The organism is Ruegeria sp. AP7 (assembly GCF_056539905.1).
This window is the reverse complement of record NZ_JBQFVT010000010.1, coordinates 55,191-78,396: the sequence shown is the minus strand read 5'-3', so window position 1 is coordinate 78,396 and position 23,206 is coordinate 55,191. Positions and strand designations below refer to the sequence as shown.

The 23,206-nt window shown below is 56.1% G+C and carries 24 protein-coding genes; 16 read left to right on the top strand and 8 right to left on the bottom strand.

Translation table 11 applies throughout. From position 1 onward, the window contains the following. Positions 1–26: 26 nt before the first annotated feature. Both aroA and cmk read left to right on the top strand, forming a co-directional pair. Positions 27–1,385, top strand: coding sequence for a 3-phosphoshikimate 1-carboxyvinyltransferase (aroA, locus tag ACR0KN_RS16655; RefSeq protein WP_480655112.1), 1,359 nt, complete (start codon positions 27–29; stop codon positions 1,383–1,385). After that, positions 1,385–2,008: a (d)CMP kinase gene (gene cmk / locus ACR0KN_RS16650; protein WP_480655110.1), complete on the top strand. Its 624-nt coding sequence runs from the start codon at positions 1,385–1,387 to the stop codon at positions 2,006–2,008. Before aroA ends, cmk begins: the two co-directional genes overlap by 1 nt. Before the next feature lie 24 nt (positions 2,009–2,032). On the opposite strand, the gene ACR0KN_RS16645 is transcribed toward cmk, so the two are convergent. Next, positions 2,033–2,509: a YHS domain-containing (seleno)protein gene (locus ACR0KN_RS16645; protein WP_480655108.1), complete on the bottom strand. Its 477-nt coding sequence runs from the start codon at positions 2,507–2,509 to the stop codon at positions 2,033–2,035. A 218-nt stretch (positions 2,510–2,727) separates the two neighbouring features. Here ACR0KN_RS16645 and ACR0KN_RS16640 point away from each other — a divergent pair, with 218 nt between their 5' ends. The 9 genes from ACR0KN_RS16640 to ACR0KN_RS16600 all read left to right on the top strand — a co-directional run bounded on the left by ACR0KN_RS16640 (position 2,728) and on the right by ACR0KN_RS16600 (position 9,563). After that, positions 2,728–3,264 carry a hypothetical protein gene (locus ACR0KN_RS16640; protein WP_480655106.1) on the top strand — a complete coding sequence of 179 codons (537 nt, stop codon included), beginning with the start codon at positions 2,728–2,730 and terminating at the stop codon, positions 3,262–3,264. Between the two features lie 88 nt (positions 3,265–3,352). After that, on the top strand, positions 3,353–3,703 hold the full coding sequence (locus tag ACR0KN_RS16635; RefSeq protein ID WP_480655104.1) for a DUF6525 family protein: 351 nt from the start codon (positions 3,353–3,355) through the stop codon (positions 3,701–3,703). A 237-nt stretch (positions 3,704–3,940) separates the two neighbouring features. After that, positions 3,941–5,617 (top strand): 30S ribosomal protein S1, encoded by a 1,677-nt coding sequence (gene rpsA / locus ACR0KN_RS16630; RefSeq protein ID WP_010438032.1) that lies wholly within the window; start codon positions 3,941–3,943, stop codon positions 5,615–5,617. A gap of 270 nt (positions 5,618–5,887) precedes the next feature. Continuing rightward, positions 5,888–6,172: an integration host factor subunit beta gene (gene ihfB / locus ACR0KN_RS16625; RefSeq protein ID WP_008758048.1), complete on the top strand. Its 285-nt coding sequence runs from the start codon at positions 5,888–5,890 to the stop codon at positions 6,170–6,172. 6 nt (positions 6,173–6,178) lie between these two features. Further along, the gene (locus ACR0KN_RS16620; protein WP_170477764.1) at positions 6,179–6,529 is read left to right on the top strand and encodes a LapA family protein; all 351 of its coding nucleotides are present in this window, start codon (positions 6,179–6,181) and stop codon (positions 6,527–6,529) included. An 8-nt stretch (positions 6,530–6,537) separates the two neighbouring features. Further along, positions 6,538–7,182, top strand: coding sequence for a phosphoribosylanthranilate isomerase (locus ACR0KN_RS16615; RefSeq protein WP_170545612.1), 645 nt, complete (start codon positions 6,538–6,540; stop codon positions 7,180–7,182). A gap of 46 nt (positions 7,183–7,228) precedes the next feature. Beyond that, a complete protein-coding gene (locus ACR0KN_RS16610; protein ID WP_480655101.1) occupies positions 7,229–7,564 on the top strand; it encodes a hypothetical protein in 336 nt (111 codons plus the stop codon). Positions 7,565–7,632: 68 nt separating this feature from the next. Beyond that, a complete protein-coding gene (gene trpB / locus ACR0KN_RS16605) occupies positions 7,633–8,880 on the top strand; it encodes a tryptophan synthase subunit beta (protein WP_170774908.1) in 1,248 nt (415 codons plus the stop codon). 50 nt (positions 8,881–8,930) lie between these two features. Next, complete coding sequence (locus ACR0KN_RS16600; protein WP_480655099.1) at positions 8,931–9,563, top strand: class I SAM-dependent methyltransferase; 633 nt, start codon at positions 8,931–8,933, stop codon at positions 9,561–9,563. On the opposite strand, the gene ACR0KN_RS16595 is transcribed toward ACR0KN_RS16600, so the two are convergent. The 7 genes from ACR0KN_RS16595 to ACR0KN_RS16565 form a co-directional block, all read right to left on the bottom strand. Continuing rightward, the gene (locus ACR0KN_RS16595) at positions 9,560–9,940 is read right to left on the bottom strand and encodes a DUF2237 family protein (protein ID WP_170477497.1); all 381 of its coding nucleotides are present in this window, start codon (positions 9,938–9,940) and stop codon (positions 9,560–9,562) included. The two genes, ACR0KN_RS16600 and ACR0KN_RS16595, sit on opposite strands and share 4 nt — an antisense overlap. A gap of 9 nt (positions 9,941–9,949) precedes the next feature. Beyond that, positions 9,950–11,113 carry a serine hydrolase domain-containing protein gene (locus ACR0KN_RS16590; protein WP_480655097.1) on the bottom strand — a complete coding sequence of 388 codons (1,164 nt, stop codon included), beginning with the start codon at positions 11,111–11,113 and terminating at the stop codon, positions 9,950–9,952. A gap of 72 nt (positions 11,114–11,185) precedes the next feature. Next, positions 11,186–11,869 carry an aminoacyl-tRNA hydrolase gene (gene pth, locus ACR0KN_RS16585; protein ID WP_480655095.1) on the bottom strand — a complete coding sequence of 228 codons (684 nt, stop codon included), beginning with the start codon at positions 11,867–11,869 and terminating at the stop codon, positions 11,186–11,188. Between the two features lie 130 nt (positions 11,870–11,999). Continuing rightward, the gene (locus ACR0KN_RS16580) at positions 12,000–12,659 is read right to left on the bottom strand and encodes a 50S ribosomal protein L25/general stress protein Ctc (protein ID WP_010438055.1); all 660 of its coding nucleotides are present in this window, start codon (positions 12,657–12,659) and stop codon (positions 12,000–12,002) included. Between the two features lie 253 nt (positions 12,660–12,912). Beyond that, the gene (locus ACR0KN_RS16575) at positions 12,913–14,079 is read right to left on the bottom strand and encodes an alpha-hydroxy acid oxidase (RefSeq protein ID WP_170477489.1); all 1,167 of its coding nucleotides are present in this window, start codon (positions 14,077–14,079) and stop codon (positions 12,913–12,915) included. A gap of 162 nt (positions 14,080–14,241) precedes the next feature. Further along, positions 14,242–15,033: a tryptophan synthase subunit alpha gene (gene trpA, locus ACR0KN_RS16570; RefSeq protein WP_480655092.1), complete on the bottom strand. Its 792-nt coding sequence runs from the start codon at positions 15,031–15,033 to the stop codon at positions 14,242–14,244. A gap of 79 nt (positions 15,034–15,112) precedes the next feature. Next, on the bottom strand, positions 15,113–15,598 hold the full coding sequence (locus ACR0KN_RS16565) for an acyloxyacyl hydrolase (RefSeq protein ID WP_480655090.1): 486 nt from the start codon (positions 15,596–15,598) through the stop codon (positions 15,113–15,115). A gap of 201 nt (positions 15,599–15,799) precedes the next feature. Here ACR0KN_RS16565 and ychF point away from each other — a divergent pair, with 201 nt between their 5' ends. From ychF to fdhF, 5 genes are all read left to right on the top strand, one after another. Continuing rightward, entirely contained in the window at positions 15,800–16,897 is a 1,098-nt protein-coding gene (gene ychF, locus ACR0KN_RS16560; RefSeq protein ID WP_480456787.1) for a redox-regulated ATPase YchF, read from the top strand. 189 nt (positions 16,898–17,086) lie between these two features. Next, positions 17,087–17,473, top strand: coding sequence for a hypothetical protein (locus tag ACR0KN_RS16555; protein WP_480655088.1), 387 nt, complete (start codon positions 17,087–17,089; stop codon positions 17,471–17,473). A 254-nt stretch (positions 17,474–17,727) separates the two neighbouring features. Beyond that, a complete protein-coding gene (locus ACR0KN_RS16550) occupies positions 17,728–18,609 on the top strand; it encodes a LysR family transcriptional regulator (protein WP_480655086.1) in 882 nt (293 codons plus the stop codon). Between the two features lie 85 nt (positions 18,610–18,694). Then, complete coding sequence (locus ACR0KN_RS16545) at positions 18,695–20,398, top strand: NAD(P)H-dependent oxidoreductase subunit E (protein WP_480609296.1); 1,704 nt, start codon at positions 18,695–18,697, stop codon at positions 20,396–20,398. Positions 20,399–20,409: 11 nt separating this feature from the next. Next, positions 20,410–23,196: a formate dehydrogenase subunit alpha gene (gene fdhF, locus ACR0KN_RS16540; protein ID WP_480655084.1), complete on the top strand. Its 2,787-nt coding sequence runs from the start codon at positions 20,410–20,412 to the stop codon at positions 23,194–23,196. Positions 23,197–23,206 lie beyond the last annotated feature (10 nt).

Here is a 23,206-nt window from a genome sequence, read left to right as displayed (position 1 = left end):
GACCGATAGCGAAAACAGGAGCCCCCATGTCCGGACACGGCACGCCCATCCCGATGACGTCGCATCCATGCGGCCCGCTGACCGGCACGGCAGAGGTGCCTGGCGACAAATCAATCTCGCACCGGTCCCTGATCCTGGGGGCGATGGCTGTTGGCGAAACCAGGATTTCGGGCCTGCTTGAGGGCGAGGATGTGCTGGACACGGCCAAGGCCATGCGGGCCTTCGGGGCCGAAGTTACGGATCACGGGGGCGGCGAATGGTCGGTGCACGGCGTTGGCGTAGGCGGCTTTGCGGAACCTGATCAGGTGATCGATTGCGGGAACTCGGGCACCGGTGTGCGCCTGATTATGGGAGCGATGGCAACCTCTCCGATAACGGCGACCTTTACCGGGGATGCCAGCCTGAACAAGCGTCCGATGGCCCGGGTCACCGACCCTCTGGCGCTGTTCGGCACGCAATCTGTCGGCCGGGATGGTGGACGCCTGCCGATGACCATAGTTGGGGCAGTTGATCCTGTACCCGTGCACTACGAAGTGCCTGTGCCATCGGCGCAGGTCAAATCAGCCGTGTTGTTGGCCGGACTGAATGCGCCAGGCAAGACAGTAGTGATCGAAAAAGAGGCAACCCGTGATCATTCCGAACGGATGCTGGCCGGGTTCGGCGCAGAAATTACCGTCGAGGATACCGACGAGGGTCGAGTGATTACTCTGACCGGGCGTCCAGAATTGAAGCCGCAGGTCATTGCGGTGCCGCGTGACCCATCTAGCGCAGCCTTCCCGGTCTGTGCCGCACTGATTACCCCCGGATCGGATGTTTTGGTGCCGGGCATCGGATTAAACCCCACGCGTGCAGGTTTGTTTACAACGCTACGCGAGATGGGTGCGGATCTGACCTATGAGAACGAGCGCGAAGAGGGTGGTGAGCCCGTTGCAGATCTGCGGGCAAAATACTCGCCGAATATGAAGGGAATTTCCGTCCCACCAGAACGCGCTGCCTCGATGATTGACGAATACCCTGTGCTGTCCGTTGTTGCCGCCAATGCAACCGGCACAATGATGATGGGCGGCGTCAAAGAGTTACGCGTCAAGGAAAGTGACCGGATCGATGCAATGGCACGTGGCCTGCGCGCGAATGGCGTGACGGTAGACGAGGGTGACGATTGGTGGTCAGTCGAGGGCCTAGGCATTGGTGGTGTTCCTGGCGGCGGCATTTGTGAGAGTTTCCTCGATCACCGCATTGCCATGTCCTTCATGGTGATGGGTATGGGCGCGAAAAAGGCGGTTTCGGTAGATGATGGTGGTCCGATTGCAACTTCGTTCCCGATCTTTGAGCCGTTGATGACGGGTTTGGGTGCCAAGCTGCTTCGCGACAACCGGCCCGTCTGATGCTCGAGCAGCGTTATACGGTTGCGATCGACGGCCCTGCTGCGGCAGGTAAGGGCACGATCTCGAAGGCGGTAGCCTCGCATTTTGGGTTTGCCCATCTGGATACTGGATTGCTTTACCGAGCGGTTGGACGACGCATGCTGCAAGGTGAAGAGCCTGTTACGGCGGCGCAATCTCTAAACGCAGAAGAGTTGGGTCAGGGTGAACTTCGTACGGCCGAGATCGCACAGGCGGCCTCAAAAGTGGCTGTCATACCTGAGGTTCGTAGCGCGCTGGTTGATTTCCAACGTGCCTTTGCGCGACGTGTCGGAGGCGCAGTTCTTGACGGTCGTGATATTGGAACCGTTATTTGTCCGAATGCCGAGGTCAAACTGTTCGTCACGGCCAGTGCCGAAGTGCGCGCGGAACGGCGATATCTGGAGCTTGCAGCCAAAGACGATGACGTCTCGCGCGAACAGGTGCTGGCAGACGTCAAAGAACGCGATGCCCGCGATGCTGAACGCAGCACTGCACCGATGAAGCCCGCAGTTGATGCTGTGCTGCTGGATACCTCGGACCTGAGTGTCGATGCTGCACTGGCCCGTGCGATCGAAGTCATCGAAATGACCCTGCCTAAAGTATAATCGCCTTCAGGCAGGGCCAATTCCTTACAGCTCGCCTACAGCGATGCTTTTGATGTTGGTCCACTGATCATCGGCGGTTTTTGCTGTACCGGTGACGTCTTTCAGGAAAGATGCACGGGTGTCTGCGTTCAGGAACAAGAACAGCTTTCCGTCGGCAACCAGATATTGATCCGGGTCGCCGTCAAATTTCTTTCCGACCGAAACACCGAATGAGCAATATCCGCCGTGTTGAGGCAAGTATACTGCTGGGTTGGCCTCAAACGCTTCAAGGTTTGCAGCACTGGTGAAATAGTAGGACGCGCCGTCATAGGTCGCTGTATGGGTTGCAAAACCCTCGACCGGATTGCCGTCATTCACCAAGGCCACCAGATCTACACCATGTACCGCCAATGGAGCGCCAGCAGCAGAGATACCCTTTGAGACGTTTATTTCATCCGCAGCAAATGCAGGGGCAGTAAGGGCAAGTGTCATCGCAAGGGCCGTAAGGGCAAGAGATTTCATTTGGTTATTCCTTTCCATTTGGTTCCTGGCCGCAACAGTCGTCGGCCGATGGGGTGAAAATAGGAAAGGCTTTTCGGACGCGTAATCGCCGATAGAACGCAAAGTATTGCAGATCGTCCTAACCGATGCATGATGTGTGATAATTGTTCACAGAGCTTTGTTTGGTTCGTCAGAGCTGAACGTCATATTGTCGTTTCTATATCTGTAGGAGGCGCCACATGATCCGAATAGTTCTGTTTCTGGTGTTAACAGCCACAGGCATCGCTGCTCAGGAAGCTGAAACCCCGTCTCCGATCAATGAGCCCCCGATGACCTACGAACGTTTGGGTAAAATCCTGTTTGCACTGGATCCCGAGGCGCAACCACACGGGCCTGGTTTTGAGCTGATGATCTCAGAGACGCGTGTATTTGTTGTGACGGATACCAATGCGGATCGTATGCGCGTGATGGTTCCGATCCGATCTGCAGACGGTCTGAGTCAGGCCGACATGCAACGGATGATGCAGGCGAATTTCGATACGGCATTGGATGCGCGATATGCGATCGCGAACGGTAGGGTTTGGGCGGTATTCTTGCACCCGCTTTTGTCGTTGGAAAGGGATCAATTGATATCGGGCATCGCGCAAACGGTGAACATCGCACTAACATATGGCACCCTCTATTCCAGTGGGGGGGCACAGTTTGGCGGCGGCGACAGCGGTGAGTTGCAGCAAGAGCTGTTCAAGGAACTGTTAAAAAAGGGCGAGGAAATCTAATTTCCGACTGTACGGCCCAAAGAACGTCTTGCTAAAAGGTTTATGTTATATGATATCGTAACACAGGCTTGAAAGATGGAGTTTCTGTGTGTCTGCGCGTTACGATGTAAAACGAGGTGTGATCCCTGCCAACGCCGGTAGGGCGATCAAAGGCAATTCAGGCCGTAATTTGCGGACTCAGCTCAAACGCCGTAGGCGGCGGGGCTCGCCGATGCAGGCCTATGACGCATTACCGCAAGGCCTTAGGCAGTGGCTGGCGTCTGCCTGTTTGCCATGGAGTCCGGCCTCGGCTCTCAAAATCTGGGACCAAGCTGGGGGTTCGGCAAATCCCATGGCCGCTATTCTGCGGCTTGACGCCATTGAGCGATCCATGTTGCAGCGAGATGCGTTGATCTGGGGCACGCCGGGCAAGCAATCAAGCGCTGATCCCGCCGCATAAGCCAGCGTTTGTTGGCTTTGCACTTGCGCAAGCATTGGAAACCGCCTATACGCGCGCTGTCGATACAAGGGCGGTCAACGTCCGGATGACGTTTCTGAGCAGGGCCGGGTAACCTCGGCCCTTTGTGTTTGTTTGCTCAGGGGCGCACCGGATCACGCCTGAAGACATCATGAAACAAGACCGGCGGAGACAACCGCTCGGCCAGCAAAAACGTACTGTAAAGGAAAACAACGCCACATGGCTAACGCATCCATGGAGGAATTCGAAGCCCTCCTGAATGAAAGCTTCGAAATGGACACACCCGAAGAGGGTTCTGTTGTCAAAGGCAAGGTTCTGGCGATCGAAGCCGGCCAAGCCATCATCGACGTAGGCTACAAAATGGAAGGCCGCGTTGATCTGAAAGAATTCGCAAATCCCGGCGAAGCCCCTGAAATCGCTGTTGGTGACGAGGTCGAAGTTTACCTGCGCGCCGCAGAAAACGCCCGTGGCGAAGCCGTCATCTCGCGCGAGATGGCCCGCCGTGAAGAGGCATGGGATCGTCTGGAAAAAGCTTATGCCGACGACCAGCGTGTCGAAGGTGCAATCTTTGGTCGCGTCAAAGGTGGTTTCACCGTCGATCTGGGTGGCGCAGTTGCGTTCCTGCCAGGCTCGCAAGTTGATGTTCGCCCCGTGCGCGACGCTGGCCCGTTGATGGGTCTGAAGCAGCCGTTCCAGATTCTGAAAATGGACCGCCGCCGTGGCAACATCGTTGTGTCGCGTCGCGCAATCCTGGAAGAATCGCGTGCCGAACAGCGTGCCGAAGTGATCGGCAACCTGTCCGAAGGTCAGACCGTCGAGGGTGTCGTCAAGAACATCACCGAATACGGTGCGTTTGTCGACCTGGGCGGCGTTGACGGCCTGCTGCACGTCACTGACATGGCCTGGCGCCGTGTGAACCACCCGTCCGAGATCCTGACGATCGGCGAAACCATCAAGGTTCAGGTCATCAAGATCAACAAAGAAACCCACCGCATCAGCCTGGGCATGAAGCAGCTGCAGGAAGATCCGTGGGATCTAGTTGCTGCCAAGTACCCGCTGGGCTCGGTCCATCAGGGTCGCGTCACCAACATCACCGACTACGGCGCGTTCGTCGAGCTGGAAGCCGGTGTCGAAGGTCTGGTGCACGTGTCCGAGATGTCCTGGACCAAGAAAAACGTCCACCCCGGCAAGATCGTTTCGACCAGCCAGGAAGTCGACGTCATGGTTCTGGAAATCGACGGCGCCAAGCGTCGCGTGTCTCTGGGCCTGAAGCAGACTCAACGCAACCCATGGGAAGTGTTTGCAGAAACGCACCCCGAAGGCACCGAGGTCGAAGGCGAAGTCAAGAACATCACCGAATTCGGTCTGTTCATTGGCCTCGAAGGCGACATCGACGGCATGGTTCACCTGTCCGACCTGTCCTGGGACGAGCGTGGCGAAGATGCGATCCAGAACTACCGCAAAGGCGACATGGTTTCGGCCGTTGTCTCGGAAGTTGATGTTGAGAAAGAACGTATCTCTCTGTCGATCAAAGCCCTGGGCGGTGACAAGTTCGCCGAAGCCGTGGGCGGCGTGAAGCGTGGCTCGATCGTAACCGTCGAAGTGACCGCGATTGAAGATGGCGGCATCGAGGTCGAGTACGAAGGCATGAAGTCGTTCATCCGCCGTTCGGACCTGAGCCGTGACCGCGCCGAACAGCGCCCCGAGCGTTTCTCGGTCGGTGACAAGGTCGACGTCCGCGTCACCAACGTCGACAGCAAGACCCGCCGTCTGGGTCTGTCGATCAAGGCACGCGAGATCGCCGAAGAGAAAGAGGCTGTAGAACAGTACGGTTCTTCTGACTCGGGCGCATCGCTGGGCGATATCCTGGGTGCAGCGCTGAAGTCCGGCGACTGATTCAGGGCGAAAGCCTAACCAAGAAATTCGGCCCCGTGCGCATGCGCGGGGCCGTTTTTGTTGCGAATCAATATGTTCCAATTATCCGGGTTTTTTCCCGTCATGTTCGCTCAATAGGTGTAGAAAACGAGCTTGTGCGCTAATATTCGCGTTAGAATATGGCAAAATAAGTCCAATCGATGCAGAGTATGCGTTCCCCCAAACCGGGTTTTTTCCTATACTGTCAAATCAGTAGGCCAGACATACCGGACGCCTGGGAGGGTATTACGCATGATCCGTTCAGAACTGATTCAAAAAATCGCCGACGAAAACCCGCATCTTTATCAGCGCGACGTCGAACGGATTGTAAATACGGTTTTTGAAGAAGTGACCGATGCAATGTCGCGCGGTGATCGCGTTGAACTGCGTGGATTTGGCGCTTTCTCCGTGAAAAAACGCGATGCACGTGTCGGACGGAATCCCCGTACTGGAGAAACCGTACAGGTTGAAGAAAAATGTGTTCCGTTTTTCAAGACCGGCAAGTTGCTAAGGGATCGGTTGAACGGTAAAGCGTAAGTCATGATGCGCTACATTCGTTATGCTTTTCTTGCTGCCTTAGGGATCATATTGGTTTCAATCTCTCTGGCCAATCGTGAGCTGGTTGAATTGAAGCTGATGCCGGATGCACTGGCAGAGTTGCTTGGGTTCAACTTTTCAACCTCGCTCCCTTTGTTCTTGGTTGTCCTTGGTGGCGTTGTGGCCGGTCTGGTCATCGGCTTCCTTTGGGAGTGGCTACGTGAGCACAAGCACCGTAAAGACGCCACTGTGAAGAAAAGCGAAGTGCGTAAGCTTGAGCGCGAGGTCAAGAAGCTCAAGAAAAAGCAAAATGAAGGACAAGACGACGTTCTTGCCCTGCTGGATGAGGCAAGCTGAGGCCGACTATGTCCGGTGAAATCAGTGTCAAAATATGCGGTCTTACCGCACCTGATCATGTGCGTGCGGCAGTTGAAGCAGGTGCACGGTATCTTGGCTTCAATTTCTTTCCTAAATCGCCGCGTTACGTATCCGCTGTGCAAGCGGCAGAGTTGATGCAATCTGTGCCTGTTGGGGTCGCTAAGGTGGCTTTGGTTGTGAATGAGTCGAACGAGGTTTTGGATCAGATTACCGAAACCGCACCGTTCGATATGTTGCAGTTGCACGGTGGCGAAAGCATCGAACGGGTCTCGGAAATTAAATCACGCTATGGGTTGCCAGTGATGAAGGTCATTGGAGTGGCTGATGCTGAAGACTTGGATGCGATTGATGCCTTTAGCGACGTCGCTGACCAGATTTTGATCGATGCCAAACCACCAAAAAATGCTGTTCTACCGGGCGGCAACGGCTTGGCGTTCGATTGGCGTCTTATGGCCGGGCGGAAGTATTGGCGCAAGCCGTGGATGCTGGCGGGTGGTTTAACTCCCGACAACGTGGCGGAGGCCATTCGTACCACGGGAGCCCGGCAAGTGGACGTCGCTTCGGGCGTTGAAAGTGCTCCGGGTATCAAGGATGAGGCCTTGATCAGCGCATTTATCGACGCCACGCGGTGATCTGAACAATTGTCTGCTGCGTATCTCCGGAAAAGGGGAGACGACAATGCTTGCGGCAATTGGCGGTGTTTCGTTAAGACGATGGTACAACGGGCCGGAGCTATTCTGGCGGGCGCGTCAGGCGTTGCTTCAGGCGCGAGGCGATCCATTGTGCCTTGAAGCACAGGTCTTTTTACATCAGGGCATGTTTTTTTCACTCAGTGTTTGGGAAGACGTAGAGGCTATGCTGACATTTGCCCAATCGGGCCCGCATCGATGTGTGGTGGATGCAGCTTCGCGCTTGGCCAGAACCTATGAATTCCACCATTTTCCCTGCATTGCTGTCCCTAGCAGGGATCAGGCCTTGAAGGTCTGGGCGCAATGCGTCCAGGATCAGCAATGATGCGTTTTGCCATGGCAAATCCTGCCGCTACCACCTATGAAAGTCGCGTACGACGAGTGGAGACACCCATGGCCAACGATCTTTTTAATTCCTTCATGTCCGGCCCGGATGAGCAGGGCCGTTTCGGCATCTTCGGTGGACGGTTCGTCAGCGAAACGCTGATGCCGCTGATCCTGTCGCTGGAAGAGGAATATAACAAAGCCAAGGATGACCCTACTTTCTGGGCCGAGATGGATGATCTGTGGGCCAACTATGTGGGCCGCCCCTCGCCGCTTTATTACGCGGAACGCCTGACCGAGCATCTGGGCGGGGCCAAAATCTATCTGAAGCGCGATGAACTGAACCACACTGGTGCGCATAAGATTAATAACGTGCTGGGCCAGATCATTCTCGCGCGTCGCATGGGTAAGACCCGGATCATCGCGGAAACCGGGGCAGGGCAGCACGGCGTAGCCACCGCTACCGTCTGTGCCAAGTTCGGCCTGAAATGCATCGTCTATATGGGCGCGCATGACGTACAGCGTCAGGCCCCGAATGTATTCCGTATGCGCCTGCTTGGGGCTGAGGTGATTCCAGTGACAAGCGGTCGGGGTACGCTGAAAGATGCGATGAACGACGCGCTGCGCGACTGGGTGACCAATGTGCGCGACACGTTCTATTGCATCGGCACAGTGGCCGGTCCGCACCCGTACCCGGCGATGGTACGCGATTTCCAGTCGATCATCGGTAAGGAAGCCAAAGAGCAGATGCACAAGGCCGAAGGCCGTCTACCCGACACCATCATCGCAGCCATTGGCGGTGGGTCGAACGCGATGGGCCTGTTCTATCCGTTCCTTGATGACAAAGAGGTCAACATCATCGGCGTCGAAGCAGGCGGCAAGGGCGTGAACGAGAAGATGGAGCATTGCGCCTCGCTCACTGGTGGTCGTCCGGGCGTGCTGCATGGCAACCGCACCTATCTGCTACAGGATGATGACGGGCAAATTCTCGAAGGCTATTCCATCTCGGCGGGTCTGGATTATCCGGGGATCGGGCCCGAGCATTCCTGGCTGAACGATATCGGCCGTGCCAACTATGTCTCAATCACCGACAAAGAGGCGCTGGAGGCATTTCAGCTGTGCTGTGCGACCGAGGGCATCATCCCGGCGCTCGAGCCCAGTCATGCGCTGGCGCATGTGATGAAGATCGCACCAGATTTGCCCAAAGATCACCTGATCTGCATGAACATGTGCGGACGCGGCGACAAGGATGTGCAGACGGTCGCGAAATACCTGAACTTCGACATGTCCGACACCGAAGGCCGTACAGCAGACTGATCACCAAAACAGGCTTTGCGCCTTTGAGGAACTGTGCCAGTTTGCTAATCATGAGCAGCGCATCCTCAAAGGCTGAACTTGATCGACTTGACCAAAAATACGATCAGGCAGCCCCAGGCTGGGCGGATAAGATGCGGCTGCTAGGGTATTTTGATGCCTACCTAGGATTTCTGTCGTCAGATCCGCTTGCAGACTTGGGGCGTAATGCGCTGGATATCGGGTGTGGGACGGGTGCTTTCGCCGAAGCACGCACAGTCATCCGGCCCGAAGGTAACATCGCGCTGCTCGAGCCTTCTGCCCGGATGCTGCACTTGGCGCATTCAGCTTTGCAGCGCCGCGGATTCGATGCGAAGCTCATTCAATCCAGATTGGACGATTTTCAACCGGAGGCCCGATTTGACTGCCTACTGGCCGCGCATGTTCTGGAACATTGCGCCGACCCTACTGAGGCTCTGCGCCAAATGCGCGATCTTGCCGAACCCGGTGCGACGCTCTGGCTGGTCGTGAGCAAACCGCATTGGTGCAATGCGATCATATGGTTTCAGTGGCGGCACCGGACCTACAGGCCAGAGACGGTGGTGGAGATGTTGTCCCGCTCAGGATGGGATCTGCAAGCTGAACACAGCTTTCCGACCGGGCCTCCATCGCGCACGTCACGTGGATATCGGGCGACCGCGATCTAGGTCTCGTCTTCGGAACGCTGCGCCTGCAGGATATGCAGGGGAACGATATCCAACGCTCTCTGATGGGTGGCTTCAAGGTGGACCAAGGGTGCACAGCCCTCGTCATAGGCTTGCAAGAAGCGCGACGCACATAGGCACCAGCTATCGCCGGGTTTGAGACCTGGGAAATCGAATTCAGGTCGAGGCGTGCTCAGGTCATTGCCGACATATTTCGAGTACGCCAAAAACTCAGCGGTCATTACTGCGCAAACCGTGTGGCTGCCCTGGTCTTCCGGGCAGGTGTTGCACACGCCGTCGCGAAAGAACCCGGTCAGAGGATCGCGAGAACAAGGGGCGAGTACGCCTCCCAAAACATTGATGCTGTCTAGCTTTTGCATGGCTGCATCTTACAGGCTTTGCGCAATTTTGCGGAACATTTCGACATTCAGCTCGTTGACGCCGGGTTCGCGGAACTTTCGGTCAGCGCCAGTTGTCACGATCAAGACCCCGCGTGGCTGGTCGAAATAGATATACTGGCCATAGATGCCGCGCGCCATGAATTCACCTTCGTGCGCTCCAGTCGGAATCCACCATTGATACCCATATCCGATCTTTCCGGGTTCAGTCGGTGCGCTTGGCCAAGTCGAGGCACTGATCCAATCGGCCGGCACCACCTGTTGTCCATCGCGTGCACCGTTTTGTAGGATCAGCTGTCCAAAGCGCGCGAAATCCCTTGTTGTGAAATTGAGTCCCCCAAGTACAAATGCCACGCCAGCACCATCGGTGATGTAGTATCCATCCCGCTCGAGCCCCAAGTGTTCAATGATCTTCTGGGTCAACAGATCCGCAACGCTCTGTCCGGTTGCACCTCGGATAACCATTCCGATTATATGAGTGTCTATGGACACATATTGCCAAGTTTCGCCCGGCGCGACAAAGCTGTCCCGCAGTGAGGCCGCAAAATCATCCAGCTCACCACCCAAGGCAACCACACGCCCCATTCGGTTGATGTCAGAGTCGTAATCCAGATAATCTTCGTCGAAGGTCACGCCGCTGGCCATATTCAAGACATTGCGGATCGTCGCAGTGTCATAGGCGCTGCCCTTGAGCTCTGGGGCGTATTGTGCAACCGGGTCATCCAGCGATGAAATAGCACCCTCGGCCATCAGAATACCAAACAGGGCCGACAAATAGCTTTTTGCAACTGACCACGAAATCCTCCGGTCATCGGGTCCTGTGCCCAGATAATATTCCTCAAACCGGATCGCTCCGTCTTGCATCACAAGCAAAGATGTTACCGAGCGATCTTCGATCCACTGGTCAGTTCCATCGGGTAGATCGAAACCGGGGCCATAAGGCAGTTCCCAGGTCGGGCCGTCACCGCGCGGTAAATCGGTGGTCAGAAACGCCTCGTCCATGTGCGAAAAATTATACACGATCTTTTCTTCTGAAAACAAAGAGTTCACGGCCATCAGGCGTTGAATCTCTTCGCGTTTCCAAAAGCCGACCACCAACGCCGCTAACGCCAGAGCCAACACAAGACGTAGCAGCCACTTAAAAGCAGATCTCATCCGAAGTCTCCCATTACACCTGACAGTGGACCCCGGTCAGTTCCATTACGCAATTACTACGTTGCGGAAGCATTACCTGAATTTGTCCAGCAGCTTCTGCATGGCCGAACGCTCATCTGGCACAGATGCGGCCTCGGCGATCGTTTTAGGGGGGCATTCAGGTTTGCCAGACTGCTTCGACGATCTTGGCGGAGCGGTTCGCAAAGCAACAGCATTCATGAACTTGCCGCTTTCGTCATCTGCAAGATAATCCGCACCACCCGAAACCCCGCGCAGGACGCTATCCAGCCAGTCTGCATCGGCTTTGGTAAAATCACTCAGAACATAGGGTGAGACCATTTCCTTACGGCCCGGATGCCCAATGCCCAGCCGCACGCGATCATAGGCCGGGCTGATATGTTCGTGTATCGACCGCAACCCGTTATGTCCCGCATGTCCGCCGCCAGCTTTCACACGTACCTTGCCCGGGGCCAAATCAAGCTCATCATGGAAGACGGTCACGTCGGTCGAATCGAGTTTGTAGAACCGCATTGCCTCGCCCACGGACTGGCCCGAACGGTTCATAAATGTCTGAGGTTTGACCAGCAGCACTTTCTGCCCGCCCAGGCGACCTTCGGCGATCTCAGCCTGAAATTTAGATTTCCACGGGCCAAAGCCATGGTCTTCGGCGATCCGCTCCAATGCCATAAACCCGATATTGTGCCGGTTACGGGCGTATTTCTGCCCGGGATTTCCTAAGCCGACAAACAGTTTCATCGCATCGTCCTTAACAGCGTAATCTCAGCGGTTGATGCCACATCTTACCGTCTCGTTTCCAGCCCAACATCTGCATAAAAAAACGGGGCTACAAACGAGCCCCGTTACACTATTCGGATATGATCCGAACTTATTCTTCAGCTTCGTCCTGGCCGATGACTTCAACTTCATCAGCTGCAACTTCGCCCTCTTCACCCTCTTCATCGTCGCTTGTCGACAGACCGGTGGGTGCCGAAACGTTGGCGATCACGAAGTCACGATCGATGGTTGGTTTGGTGCCAGCAGGCAGATCAACCGAAGAAATGGTGACAACGTCGTTGATTTCCATGCCTGTCAGATCAACGGTGATCTTCTCAGGAATGTCACCCGCGGTGCACAACAGTTCAACTTCTGGACGCACAACGGTCAGAACGCCACCCTTCTTGATGCCGGGGGCCGCTTCTTCGTTGACGAATTCAACAGGTATGAACAGCGCGATCTTTGTGGTCCGACGCAGGCGCATCAGGTCCAGGTGTGTCGGCAGGTCTTTGACAACGTCACGCTGAACGTCGCGGCAGATGACGCGAACGTCTTCGTGGCCTTCAACCTTCAGGTTCCACAGGGTCGACTTGAACCGGCCTGCTTTCAGTCGCTTGAACAGGACGTTGAACGGGATTTGGATCGGCAGCGGGTCTTTGTCGCCACCAAACACAATGCCCGGAACCATGCCGTCGCGGCGTGCTTGACGAGCGGCGCCCTTGCCTGTCCCCGTCCGTTCCAGAGCTACGAGATCAGGAATCTCTCCAGCCATGATAATTCTCCAATGTTAGGGCGGGCATCCTCCAAGGCTGTATGCCCGCGTGAAGCCGCGTCCTTAGCTTGATTCAATTGGTTTGGAAAGGGCTTTTTGTGGCCTGAGGAATTTTGCGAGGCTCTGCCTCGCGCTCCGGGATATTTACGGCCAGATGAAGATGGGGTCCACTTCTTCATTGGGCTGCAAATATCTCGGGGGAGACGCCCAAAGGCGGCAGGGGCAGCGCCCCCTTTTTTTGGTAAGTCGAGGATCAGGCCTGCCAGCGGCCGCCGAAGTCTTCCGGGACCAGAAGATTGTGGCGCCCCAGATCAGCCACGTTGCGCTCACCGCAAAGTGCCATCGTCGTATCGAGCTCTTTCTGGATTACCTCCAAAGCCGTCGTCACACCCTTCTGACCCATCGCACCCAGCCCATAAACAAAGGCGCGGCCTATGAAGGTTCCTTTGGCCCCAAGCGCCAGAGCCTTTAGCACGTCTTGCCCCGAACGAATGCCGCTATCCAGATGCACTTCGACATCATTGCCAACGGCATCCATGATCTCAGGCAGAACCCGGATTGAACTGAGCGCACCGTCCAGCTGTCGCCCGCCGTGATTTGATACGACGATGGCGTCCGCACCCAGCTTGGCGGCCATCTTTGCGTCTTCGGCGTCCAATATACCCTTGAGGATTACTTTGCCGCCCCACTGTTCCATCAGCTTCTCAACCTTGCCCCAGTCGAGGCTGGGATCGAACTGTTCAGCAGTCCATGTTCCCAGTGAGCGGGTATCGGTGATGCTGTCGACATGACCGACGATGTTACCGAATTCCCGGCGCTTGGCGCCCAGCATTTCGATACCCCAGGCCCATTTTGTCATCAGGTTGGCAATGGTTTTGGGGGTCAGCTTTGGAGGGGCGGAGAGGCCATTCTTCAAGTCCTTGTGTCGCTGACCGAGGATTTGCAGGTCGAGCGTGATCACCAAGGCTGAGCATTTCGCATCCTTCGCGCGCTGGATTAGTCGCCCGACGTAGTCTTGATCCTTCATTGTATAGAGTTGGAACCAGAACGGAGCGGTCGTGTTTTCAGCAACATCTTCGATCGAGTTGATTGACATCGTCGAAAGGGTGAAGGGCACGCCAAAGGCCTCGGCAGCTTTGGCCGCTTTGATCTCACCATCTGCGTGTTGCATGCCTGTGAGACCTACCGGAGCCAGTGCCACCGGCATCGACACATCCTGTCCGATCATCTGCGACGCGGTCGAGCGCCCGGTCATATCTACGGCCACCCGCTGACGCAGGCGGATGTCTTCGAAATCCGAGGTGTTCTCGCGGAATGTTTGTTCCGTCCAACTGCCGCTTTCCGCATAGTCAAAAAACATGCGTGGAACCCGGCGTTCATAGATCCGTTTGAGATCTTCAATATTGGTAATTGTCGGCATGGATCTGGCTTCCGCAGGATTGGTTAAGTTTCTTTACCAATTTTTCTATCGCCCTGCAATGGTGATCAACTGCGGTTGGTTGCCGCGTGGTTAAAAAAGAAAAATACCGCAGCAAGTTGAACGCCTGCTGCGGTGGATACCGATTTGAAATATCATAAGTTATCAGGCGGTGTGCGCGCCGTCAGCAAGTGATTTGACGAAGTCCAACACCTCAGTCACTGGTTTTCCAGACCCGATTTGGCTGACTATTGCGGACCCGACAACGGCGCCATCTGACACGCTGGCAATGTTGCGTGACTTCTCTGGCGTATTGATCCCGAACCCGACAATGACCGGTAAATCGGTTGCGGCTTTGATCCGTGCAACCTCGGGTCCGACATCGGTCGCCTGCGCCTCAGCAGCGCCGGTGATGCCGGTAATCGACACGTAATAAACAAAGCCAGACGTGTTCTGCAGCACGCGAGGTAGGCGGTTATCGTCGGTTGTCGGTGTTGCCAGCCTGATAAAGTTCAACCCGGCAGCCTGTGCTGGCAGGCAAAGCTCTTCGTCTTCTTCAGGTGGCAGGTCGACGACAATGAGCCCGTCGATTCCGGCGGATTTGGCATCTTCCAGAAAGACATCGACTCCACGGCTGTAGATCGGGTTGTAGTATCCCATCAGCACAATCGGCGTGGTATCATCGGTTTCGCGGAAAGCGCGTGCCATATCCAGCGTGCGCTGCAACGTCATCCCGCCATCCAACGCCCGTTGACCAGCGGCCTGGATGGTGGGGCCATCCGCCATCGGGTCGGTAAAGGGCAGGCCCAGTTCGATCACATCGACGCCTGCGCCGGGCAAACCCTTTACGACCTCCAGCGACGTTTCATAGTCGGGATCCCCGGCCATGACATAAGCTACAAATGCCTTTTTGCCCTGTTCTTTCAGAGCGGCGAATTTGGCGTCGATACGGGTCATCGGAAGTCCTTGCACTCGGGTTTGGACCTGATGTGCAGAAACTTTCGCTGAAAATCAATCCCGCTTGGTGGACTAGAGATCAGAACGAGTAATGATACCGCAGCAGTAGTGAGTTCACACCGGGGTTATCGCCCTGCGTACTAGCATTGGATTTGTGCGTGATGGCAACCGACAGTTTGTTCCCACTTTCAAGCGTATAACCAAGACCCAACAGGCTGCGAATCTGAAAACGGCCTCCCAAATCATTCTGATCGCTTCCTTCGCTATAGTAGCCGGGCATGACGCTGCCTTCGATAAACCATCGGTCGGCAAAGCTATACACTCCGATTAATCCGGCACCAATATGCGTGTCTCCGTCTGTATCAACCGAGAGAGCTCCGCCCCATGTTGCGCTGAACCGAGTTGCCTCGTGAAACGGGCGATGCTGATACTCAAGCGAAAAAATGGCCTGATCGTCTCCGTCGCTGTGGGAGTAATCTGCGTAGCCAGCGCCGAAAATGATGGATTGTGCCTGCGCAGAAGTCGCCGCCGCCAGCGCGAAGGCCAGAATAACAAGGGGTTTCATCGTACCTACTATGTCCGTCGTTCGTTGGTATTAGTTTTATTGGGGACTGTATGTGCATGAATTCAATGAGGGCAAGAACACAATGTCATGCCAATTTCGTGATGTAGCAGATCAGACTCGGAGGTGGGAGGGAGTGCTACGCCTTGCGCATTGCGCTAGACCTGCCTAGAAGCGGCGCTCGAATGGTATCAGGAGGCCGTCATGGGCTTTAAAATGGGAATCGTGGGTTTGCCGAATGTGGGCAAGTCGACCCTCTTCAATGCGCTGACAAAAACTGCGGCAGCCCAGGCGGCGAATTTCCCATTCTGTACCATCGAACCCAACGTGGGTGATGTTGCTGTTCCTGATGATCGCCTGGACAAATTGGCGGCGATCGCCAGTTCTAAACAGATCATTCCAACGCGCATGACCTTTGTAGATATCGCCGGTCTGGTAAAAGGCGCATCAAAGGGCGAAGGACTTGGCAACCAATTCCTGGCAAATATCCGTGAGACCGATGCGATTGCTCATGTTCTGCGCTGTTTTGAGGATGGTGATGTGACCCATGTGGATGGTCGTGTCGATCCCGTGGCGGATGCGGACACGATCGAAACCGAGCTTATGCTGGCCGATCTGGAAAGTATTGAAAAGCGCCGTGCCAATCTGGTGCGCAAGCTGAAGGGGAACGACAAAGAGGCGCAGCAGCAGGATCGCCTGCTGGCCGAGGCACAGTTGATGCTGGAAAACGGCAAGCCCGCGCGATTGGTCGAAGTCTCGGACGAAGACGCCAAAGCCTGGAAGATGTTGCAGCTTCTGACGACTAAGCCGGTGCTCTACGTCTGCAACGTGTCCGAGGAAGAAGCCGCCGAAGGTAATGAGTATTCCGCCAAGGTTGCCGAGATGGCCGCTGCGCAGGGCAATGCCCATGTCATCATCAGTGCTAAGATCGAAGAAGAGATCAGCCTGCTGGAAGACGAGGAAGCGCAGATGTTCCTTGAGGAAATGGGGCTAGAAGAACCCGGCCTCGACCGCCTGATCCGCGCTGGTTACGATCTGCTCAAGCTGGAAACCTATTTCACCGTAGGCCCGAAAGAGGCCCGCGCCTGGACCATCCGCACCGGCACCGCCGCACCACAGGCGGCTGGCGTGATCCACGGCGATTTCGAGAAAGGCTTCATCCGCGCCGAGACCATCGCTTATGATGACTATATCGCCGCCAATGGGGAACAGGGCGCGAAAGAAGCGGGCAAGATGCGAGCCGAAGGTAAAGGCTACATCGTCAAGGACGGCGATGTGATGCATTTTCTATTTAATACATAGACTGCGACGCTTTCTGCGTGATTTTTCGCACATCAGAGGCAGGGACTGCATTGAGAGCAAATATACTGGATTTAACAGGGCACACTAACGGCAGTCTATTCAGCCGAACAGAAAACCTTTGACGCAAGCGAGTTTTGAGCGATGTTTCAAGGATTCAAAAACAGTATCGATTATTTTGGACACACTAAAATGACCGAAGAGGAAAAAGAACCTGCCTATTCCACTGAAGAACTGTCAAAGGCTTTGGAAGTCTGCAAGTATTCAAGTCGGAGTTCATTGAAAACAAGCGGTCAAAATCCGGGATATTTGTTCTGGCGTTCCCAACGTTGGGTTGATGTCGAAGAGCACTGCGGTGACAGCAAATCTAAGGTGTTGTTGGCGGCACTCGAAGGCATCTCTGACGACTTCCGCAACCTAGAGAAAGCTTTTTTGCTGCAAACTCGAAACAAGGGCGACTCGCGGCCAGCGTTTGATTGGCGCGAGCAGATAGTAAAGGCATTTGAAAATAAGTTCCCCGACGTGCCGGCAAAGGTTGTATCGTGTTTAGAGGCAGACTTTGCACATAGGCACAGATAGCTCCATCAAATTCAATTTAGACAACCATGCCAGCGATTGACTAAATGACCGCCTAAAGCAGTAGTCGACCCAGCCGCAGCGAACGGCAACTTTATCCGCTTCTCTGGCATTCAGATAATATCTCAGTAGATCCGCTTACTGGTACACTGCCTTGCATGCTCGCGCTGCGCGGAAATGCCAGTCAGATCATGCGTTCCTAAGCATTGAAAACCTTGCTAAATAGCTTTCTAGCCCGCCGTTTGAGATACCTCTAAATGATCGAAATCCGCGACCTCCAACTGCTCAGCGCCTTGGCGCGGCACCGTCATTTCGCAAAAGCGGCTGAGGAGTGCGGCATTTCCCAGCCTGCGTTCTCAATGCGCATCCGAAATCTCGAGGATCGATTGGGTGTCTCTATTGTCCGGCGCGCCAATCGGTTTCAGGGCCTGACCGAAGAGGGCGAGATGATCGTTCAGCGGGCGCGACGCATTCTCGATGACACCAAAGCTTTGGAACAGCAGGTGTTGGCTGCCAAGGGTGAGATCACCGGCACGCTTATTCTGGGCGTGATCCCTACGGCGATTGCCTTCACCGGACGACTGACCAAGCGGTTGCGCGACGCCCACCCGCGTATCGTGACCCGGATCGAGACCATGTCCGCGACCGCGATCCAACACCGGTTGGACGAAGGCAGTCTGGACGCGGGTATTACCTATGGCGACAGCATCGGCACCGACTTGCGGCAGGTGCAGCCGCTTTACGAAGAAACCTACGTCCTGTTGGTTCCTTCGCATATGACCGATGAGACAGGCCCTATCCCATGGGCGCGCGTGGCCGAGTTCCCGCTCAGCCTGTTGGAGCCTCAGATGCAAAACCGGCGAATTCTAGACCGGATCTTTGCCGAACAGGGCTTGCACCCGGATATAGTGGCCGAGACCAGTGGGTTCACCGCCTCGATGGTTATGGCGCGCGAGGGGCTGGCTGCCACAGTGATCCCGCGCGTGCTGGTGCGGGCGCTAGGGGATCTGAAAGATACCAAAGTGCTGCCTCTGGTCGACCCGGTGGTTAGCAAGCCAATTTGTCTGGCGACCCTGACTCGCGACCCGGAATTGCCCACGGTTGGCGCATTACGTTATGTGGTGGCGTCGTTAAGGTGATAATCTGTCGTTATCGTACGATTGGGATATGCGATTTGACGATATGCTAGTCTGATGAGACACGGAGCCTTAATCGGAGGGCATCATGGCACCATTAGATACCAAGCCATCAGGCGCACCCAAGGGCGTCTGGAAGTCAGGTAAAGGCAAAGGGCGGCACACACCTAAAGGCCGTCAATTCACGGATGAGGCGCAGGCTGAAATCGCGCGTCTGCTGGGCGACCACCCGCGCCGTCGTGACCTGCTGATCGAATTTCTGCATTTGATTCAGGACGAACACGGCCATATCAGCGCCGACCACATTGCCGCCTTGGCGGTTGAGATGCGGATCGGGCAGGCTGAGATTTATGAGACGGCCACCTTCTATGCGCATTTCGACGTGGTGAAGGAAGGCGAGACGCCTCCGCCCGCGCTGACGATCCGGGTATGTGATTCTCTTTCGTGTGAAATGGCCGGTGCCCAGCAACTTCAAAAGGCGCTTGAAGATGGTCTTGACCCGGCAGAGGTCCGCGTTGTTCGCGCACCTTGTATGGGCCGTTGTGACACCGCGCCTGTTCTTGAGATCGGTCACAATCATATCGATCATGCGACCCCTGAAAAAGTACAGGCGGCGATTGCGACCGAAGACACGCATGCGCATCTGCCCGACTACGAAGCCTTTGCCGCTTATGAAGCTAATGGCGGCTACGCCAAGCTGAATGAGCTCCGCGACGGCGGTGACTGGGAGAAGGTGCAGGAAGACGTTCTGTCCTCGGGCCTGCGTGGTTTGGGTGGCGCTGGCTTCCCATCCGGCAAGAAATGGGGCTTTGTTCGCATGAACGAAGGTCCGCGCTATCTGGCTGTAAACGGGGATGAGGGCGAGCCCGGTACGTTCAAAGACCGCTACTACTTGGAGCGTACACCGCATGTCTTCCTCGAAGGTATGCTGATCGCCGCATGGGCAGTCGAGGCCGAGACGTGCTTTATCTACATGCGTGACGAATACCCGGCGGTTCTGGAAATCCTACGCCGTGAGATTGCCGCGCTGGAACAGGCCGGGATTGTTGAGCCCGGCTATATCGATCTGCGCCGCGGCGCCGGAGCTTATATCTGCGGTGAAGAATCCGCGATGATCGAGTCGATCGAAGGTAAAAAGGGCCTGCCGCGTCACCGTCCTCCGTTCGTGGCGCAGGTTGGGGTCTTTAACCGCCCGACCTTGGTGCACAATGTCGAGACCCTCTATTGGGTGACCAAAGTTTGCCGTGAAGGGCCTGAATGCCTTAACAGCACCGAAAAGAATGGTCGCAAGGGTTTGCGTAGCTATTCGGTCTCGGGGCGGGTCGCGAAGCCGGGTGTTTACCTTCTGCCTGCTGGCTCGACCATTTTGGATGTGATCGAAGCTGCTGGTGGTATGGCCGAAGGGCAGACCTTCAAGGCTTATCAGCCAGGTGGTCCATCCTCGGGCCTGTTGCCCGCGTCGATGGACGATATCCCATTGGACTTCGACACGCTGCAACCGCACGGCACCTTCATCGGCTCTGCCGCTGTGGTGGTTCTGTCCGATCAGGACACCGCGCGCGATGCGGCGCTGAACATGTTGCGCTTCTTCGAAGACGAAAGCTGCGGCCAGTGCACGCCCTGCCGTGCAGGCTGCGAAAAGGCGGTCAAGCTGATGCAAGCCGAAAAATGGGATCAGGACCTGCTGGAAGACCTGTGTCAGGTCATGGGCGATGCCTCGATCTGCGGTCTGGGGCAGGCGGCCCCGAACCCGATCCGCCTGGTCATGAAACATTTCGCTGACGAAATCTGAGGGAGACAGCCATGCTTGATGCAAGCCCAAACAAGACCGTCACCTTCAACCTGAATGGCGAAGATGTCACCGTGCCCGAGGGCTGGACCATCTGGGAAGCCGCCAAGGGGCAGGGGTTCACAATCCCGCACCTGTGTCACAAGCCGCAACCCGGTTACAAACCCGACGGCAATTGCCGTGCCTGCATGGTCGAGGTGGAAGGCGAGCGCACGCTGGTTGCCTCCTGCATCCGCCCGGCGGCGGACGGTATGGTCGTGAAGACCGACAGTGATCGGGCCGAGAAATCGCGCGCCATGGTCATGGAACTGTTGGTCGCGGATCAGCCTGAGGAAGCACACGACACCTCCAGCCACTTCTGGGATATGGCCAAGCTGAACCATGTCAGCGACAGCCGTTTCCCGGCGAAAGAGGCCGAGAAAATCCCGCTGTTGGATGACAGCCACGTTGCGATGCGCGTCAATCTGGACGCTTGCATCAACTGCAACCTCTGCGTCCGGGCCTGCCGCGACGTGCAGGTCAACGATGTGATTGGTATGGCCGGACGTGGCCACACAGCGCAGGTGGTGTTCGACCAGAACGACCCGATGGGTGCTTCGACCTGTGTGGCTTGTGGTGAATGCGTGCAGGCCTGCCCGACCGGTGCATTGATGCCCGCCACTATTCTGGATGAGAACCAGCAGGGTGACAGCAAGGATTACGACAGTGAAACCGAAAGCGTCTGCCCGTTCTGCGGCGTCGGCTGTAAGGTCTCGCTGAAGGTCAAAGACGGCAAGGTCAAATATGTCGAGGGCATCAACGGTCCCGCAAACGAAGGCCGTCTGTGCGTCAAAGGCCGCTTTGGTTTCGACTATATCCACCATCCGCATCGCCTGACCAAGCCGCTGATCCGTCGTGAAGATGCGCCTGAGAAGGGCCTGAATGTCGATCCCGGCAACCTATCAACTCATTTCCGCGAAGCGACTTGGGAAGAGGCGATGGATCTGGCCGCCACCAAGTTGAAAGCCCTGCGCGAGGAAGACCCGCGCAGTGTTGCGGGCTTTGGTTCGGCCAAGTGCACCAATGAAGAGGCGTATCTGTTCCAAAAGTTCATCCGTCAGGGCTTCCGCCACAACAATGTCGACCACTGCACCCGCCTGTGCCATGCGTCGTCGGTTGCGGCCCTGATCGAAAACGTCGGCTCCGGCGCTGTTACTGCGACCTTCAACGAGATCGAAAACGCGGATGTGGCGATCATCATCGGGGCCAACCCGATCGAGAACCACCCCGTAGCCGCGACTTACTTCAAGCAGTTCACCAAACGTGGCGGCAAGCTGATCGTGATGGACCCACGCGGCGTCGGCATGCGTAAATTTGCTGATGAAATGCTGCAATTCCGTCCGGGAGCGGACGTCTCGATGCTCAACGCGATCATGAATGTGATCGTGGAAGAGGAGCTCTATGACAGCCAGTATATCCACCGCTGGACTGAGAACTGGGAAGCCGAGAAAGAGCATCTGCGCCAGTTCACGCCCGAAGCGATGTCGCAGATCTGTGGTATTGAACCAGATCAACTGCGCCGAGTGGCGCGCACCTTTGCACAAGCCAAGGCCGGTCTGATCTTTTGGGGTATGGGCGTCAGCCAGCACATCCACGGAACCGATAATTCGCGCTGCCTGATCTCGCTGGCCTTGATGACCGGTAACGTTGGCAAGCCGGGCGCGGGTCTTCACCCGTTGCGGGGCCAAAACAACGTTCAGGGCGCCTCAGATGCGGGTCTGATCCCGATGTTCCTGCCGGATTATCAGTCAGTCACCGATGACAGCATCCGGGCCAAGTTCAACAATGTTTGGAACGATGAACGCGACTTCTCGAACGAGAAGGGCCTGACGGTAACCGAGATCATCGATCAGGCCTATGGGGGCAACATCAAAGGTATGTACATTCAGGGTGAAAACCCTGCCATGTCTGACCCGGATGTAGGCCACGCGCGTGATGCTCTGGCCAAGCTGGAGCTGATGATCGTGCAGGATATCTTCCTGACCGAAACAGCGAACTATGCCGACATCATCCTGCCCGCCTCGGCGCTCTATGAGAAGAACGGCACCGTGTCCAACACCAACCGTCAGGTACAACGTGTGCGTCCTGCTGTGACGCCTCCGGGTGAGGCGCGCGAGGATTGGAAGATCACTGTCGAGCTTGCGCAGCGCATAGGTCTGAACTGGGAGTACACGGATGTGTCCCAGGTCTTTGCCGAGATGAAGCTGACCATGGCCTCGCTCGACAATATCACTTGGGAAAGGTTGGAGACCGAGACCATCACCTATCCTTCGCTCAGCGAAACCGATCCGGGACAGGCCATCGTGTTCGGTGACGGGTTCCCGCGCGCAGATGGCCGGGCCCGGTTCACCCCGGCCAGCGTCATTCCGCCGGATGAGGCGCCGGATGACGAGTACCCGATGATCGCCACCACGGGCCGGCAGCTGGAACACTGGCACACCGGGTCGATGACCCGCCGGGCCACTGTTTTGGACGCCGTAGAACCTGAAGCGAACTGCTCGATGAACCCGCGTACGTTGAAACTGATGGGGATTGAGCCGGGCGAGATGATCCGTCTGACTACTCGCCGCGGTTCGATTGAAATCATGGTGCGAGCTGACCGAGCGATTGCCGAGGATATGGTGTTTATACCATTCGCCTATGTCGAGGCGGCGGCGAATATCCTGACCAACTCGGCCATCGACCCATACGGCAAGATCCCCGAGTTTAAATTCTCGGCCATTCGTGTCGAAAAGATCGAAGACGCCATCGCGGCGGAATAAACTTCACGTA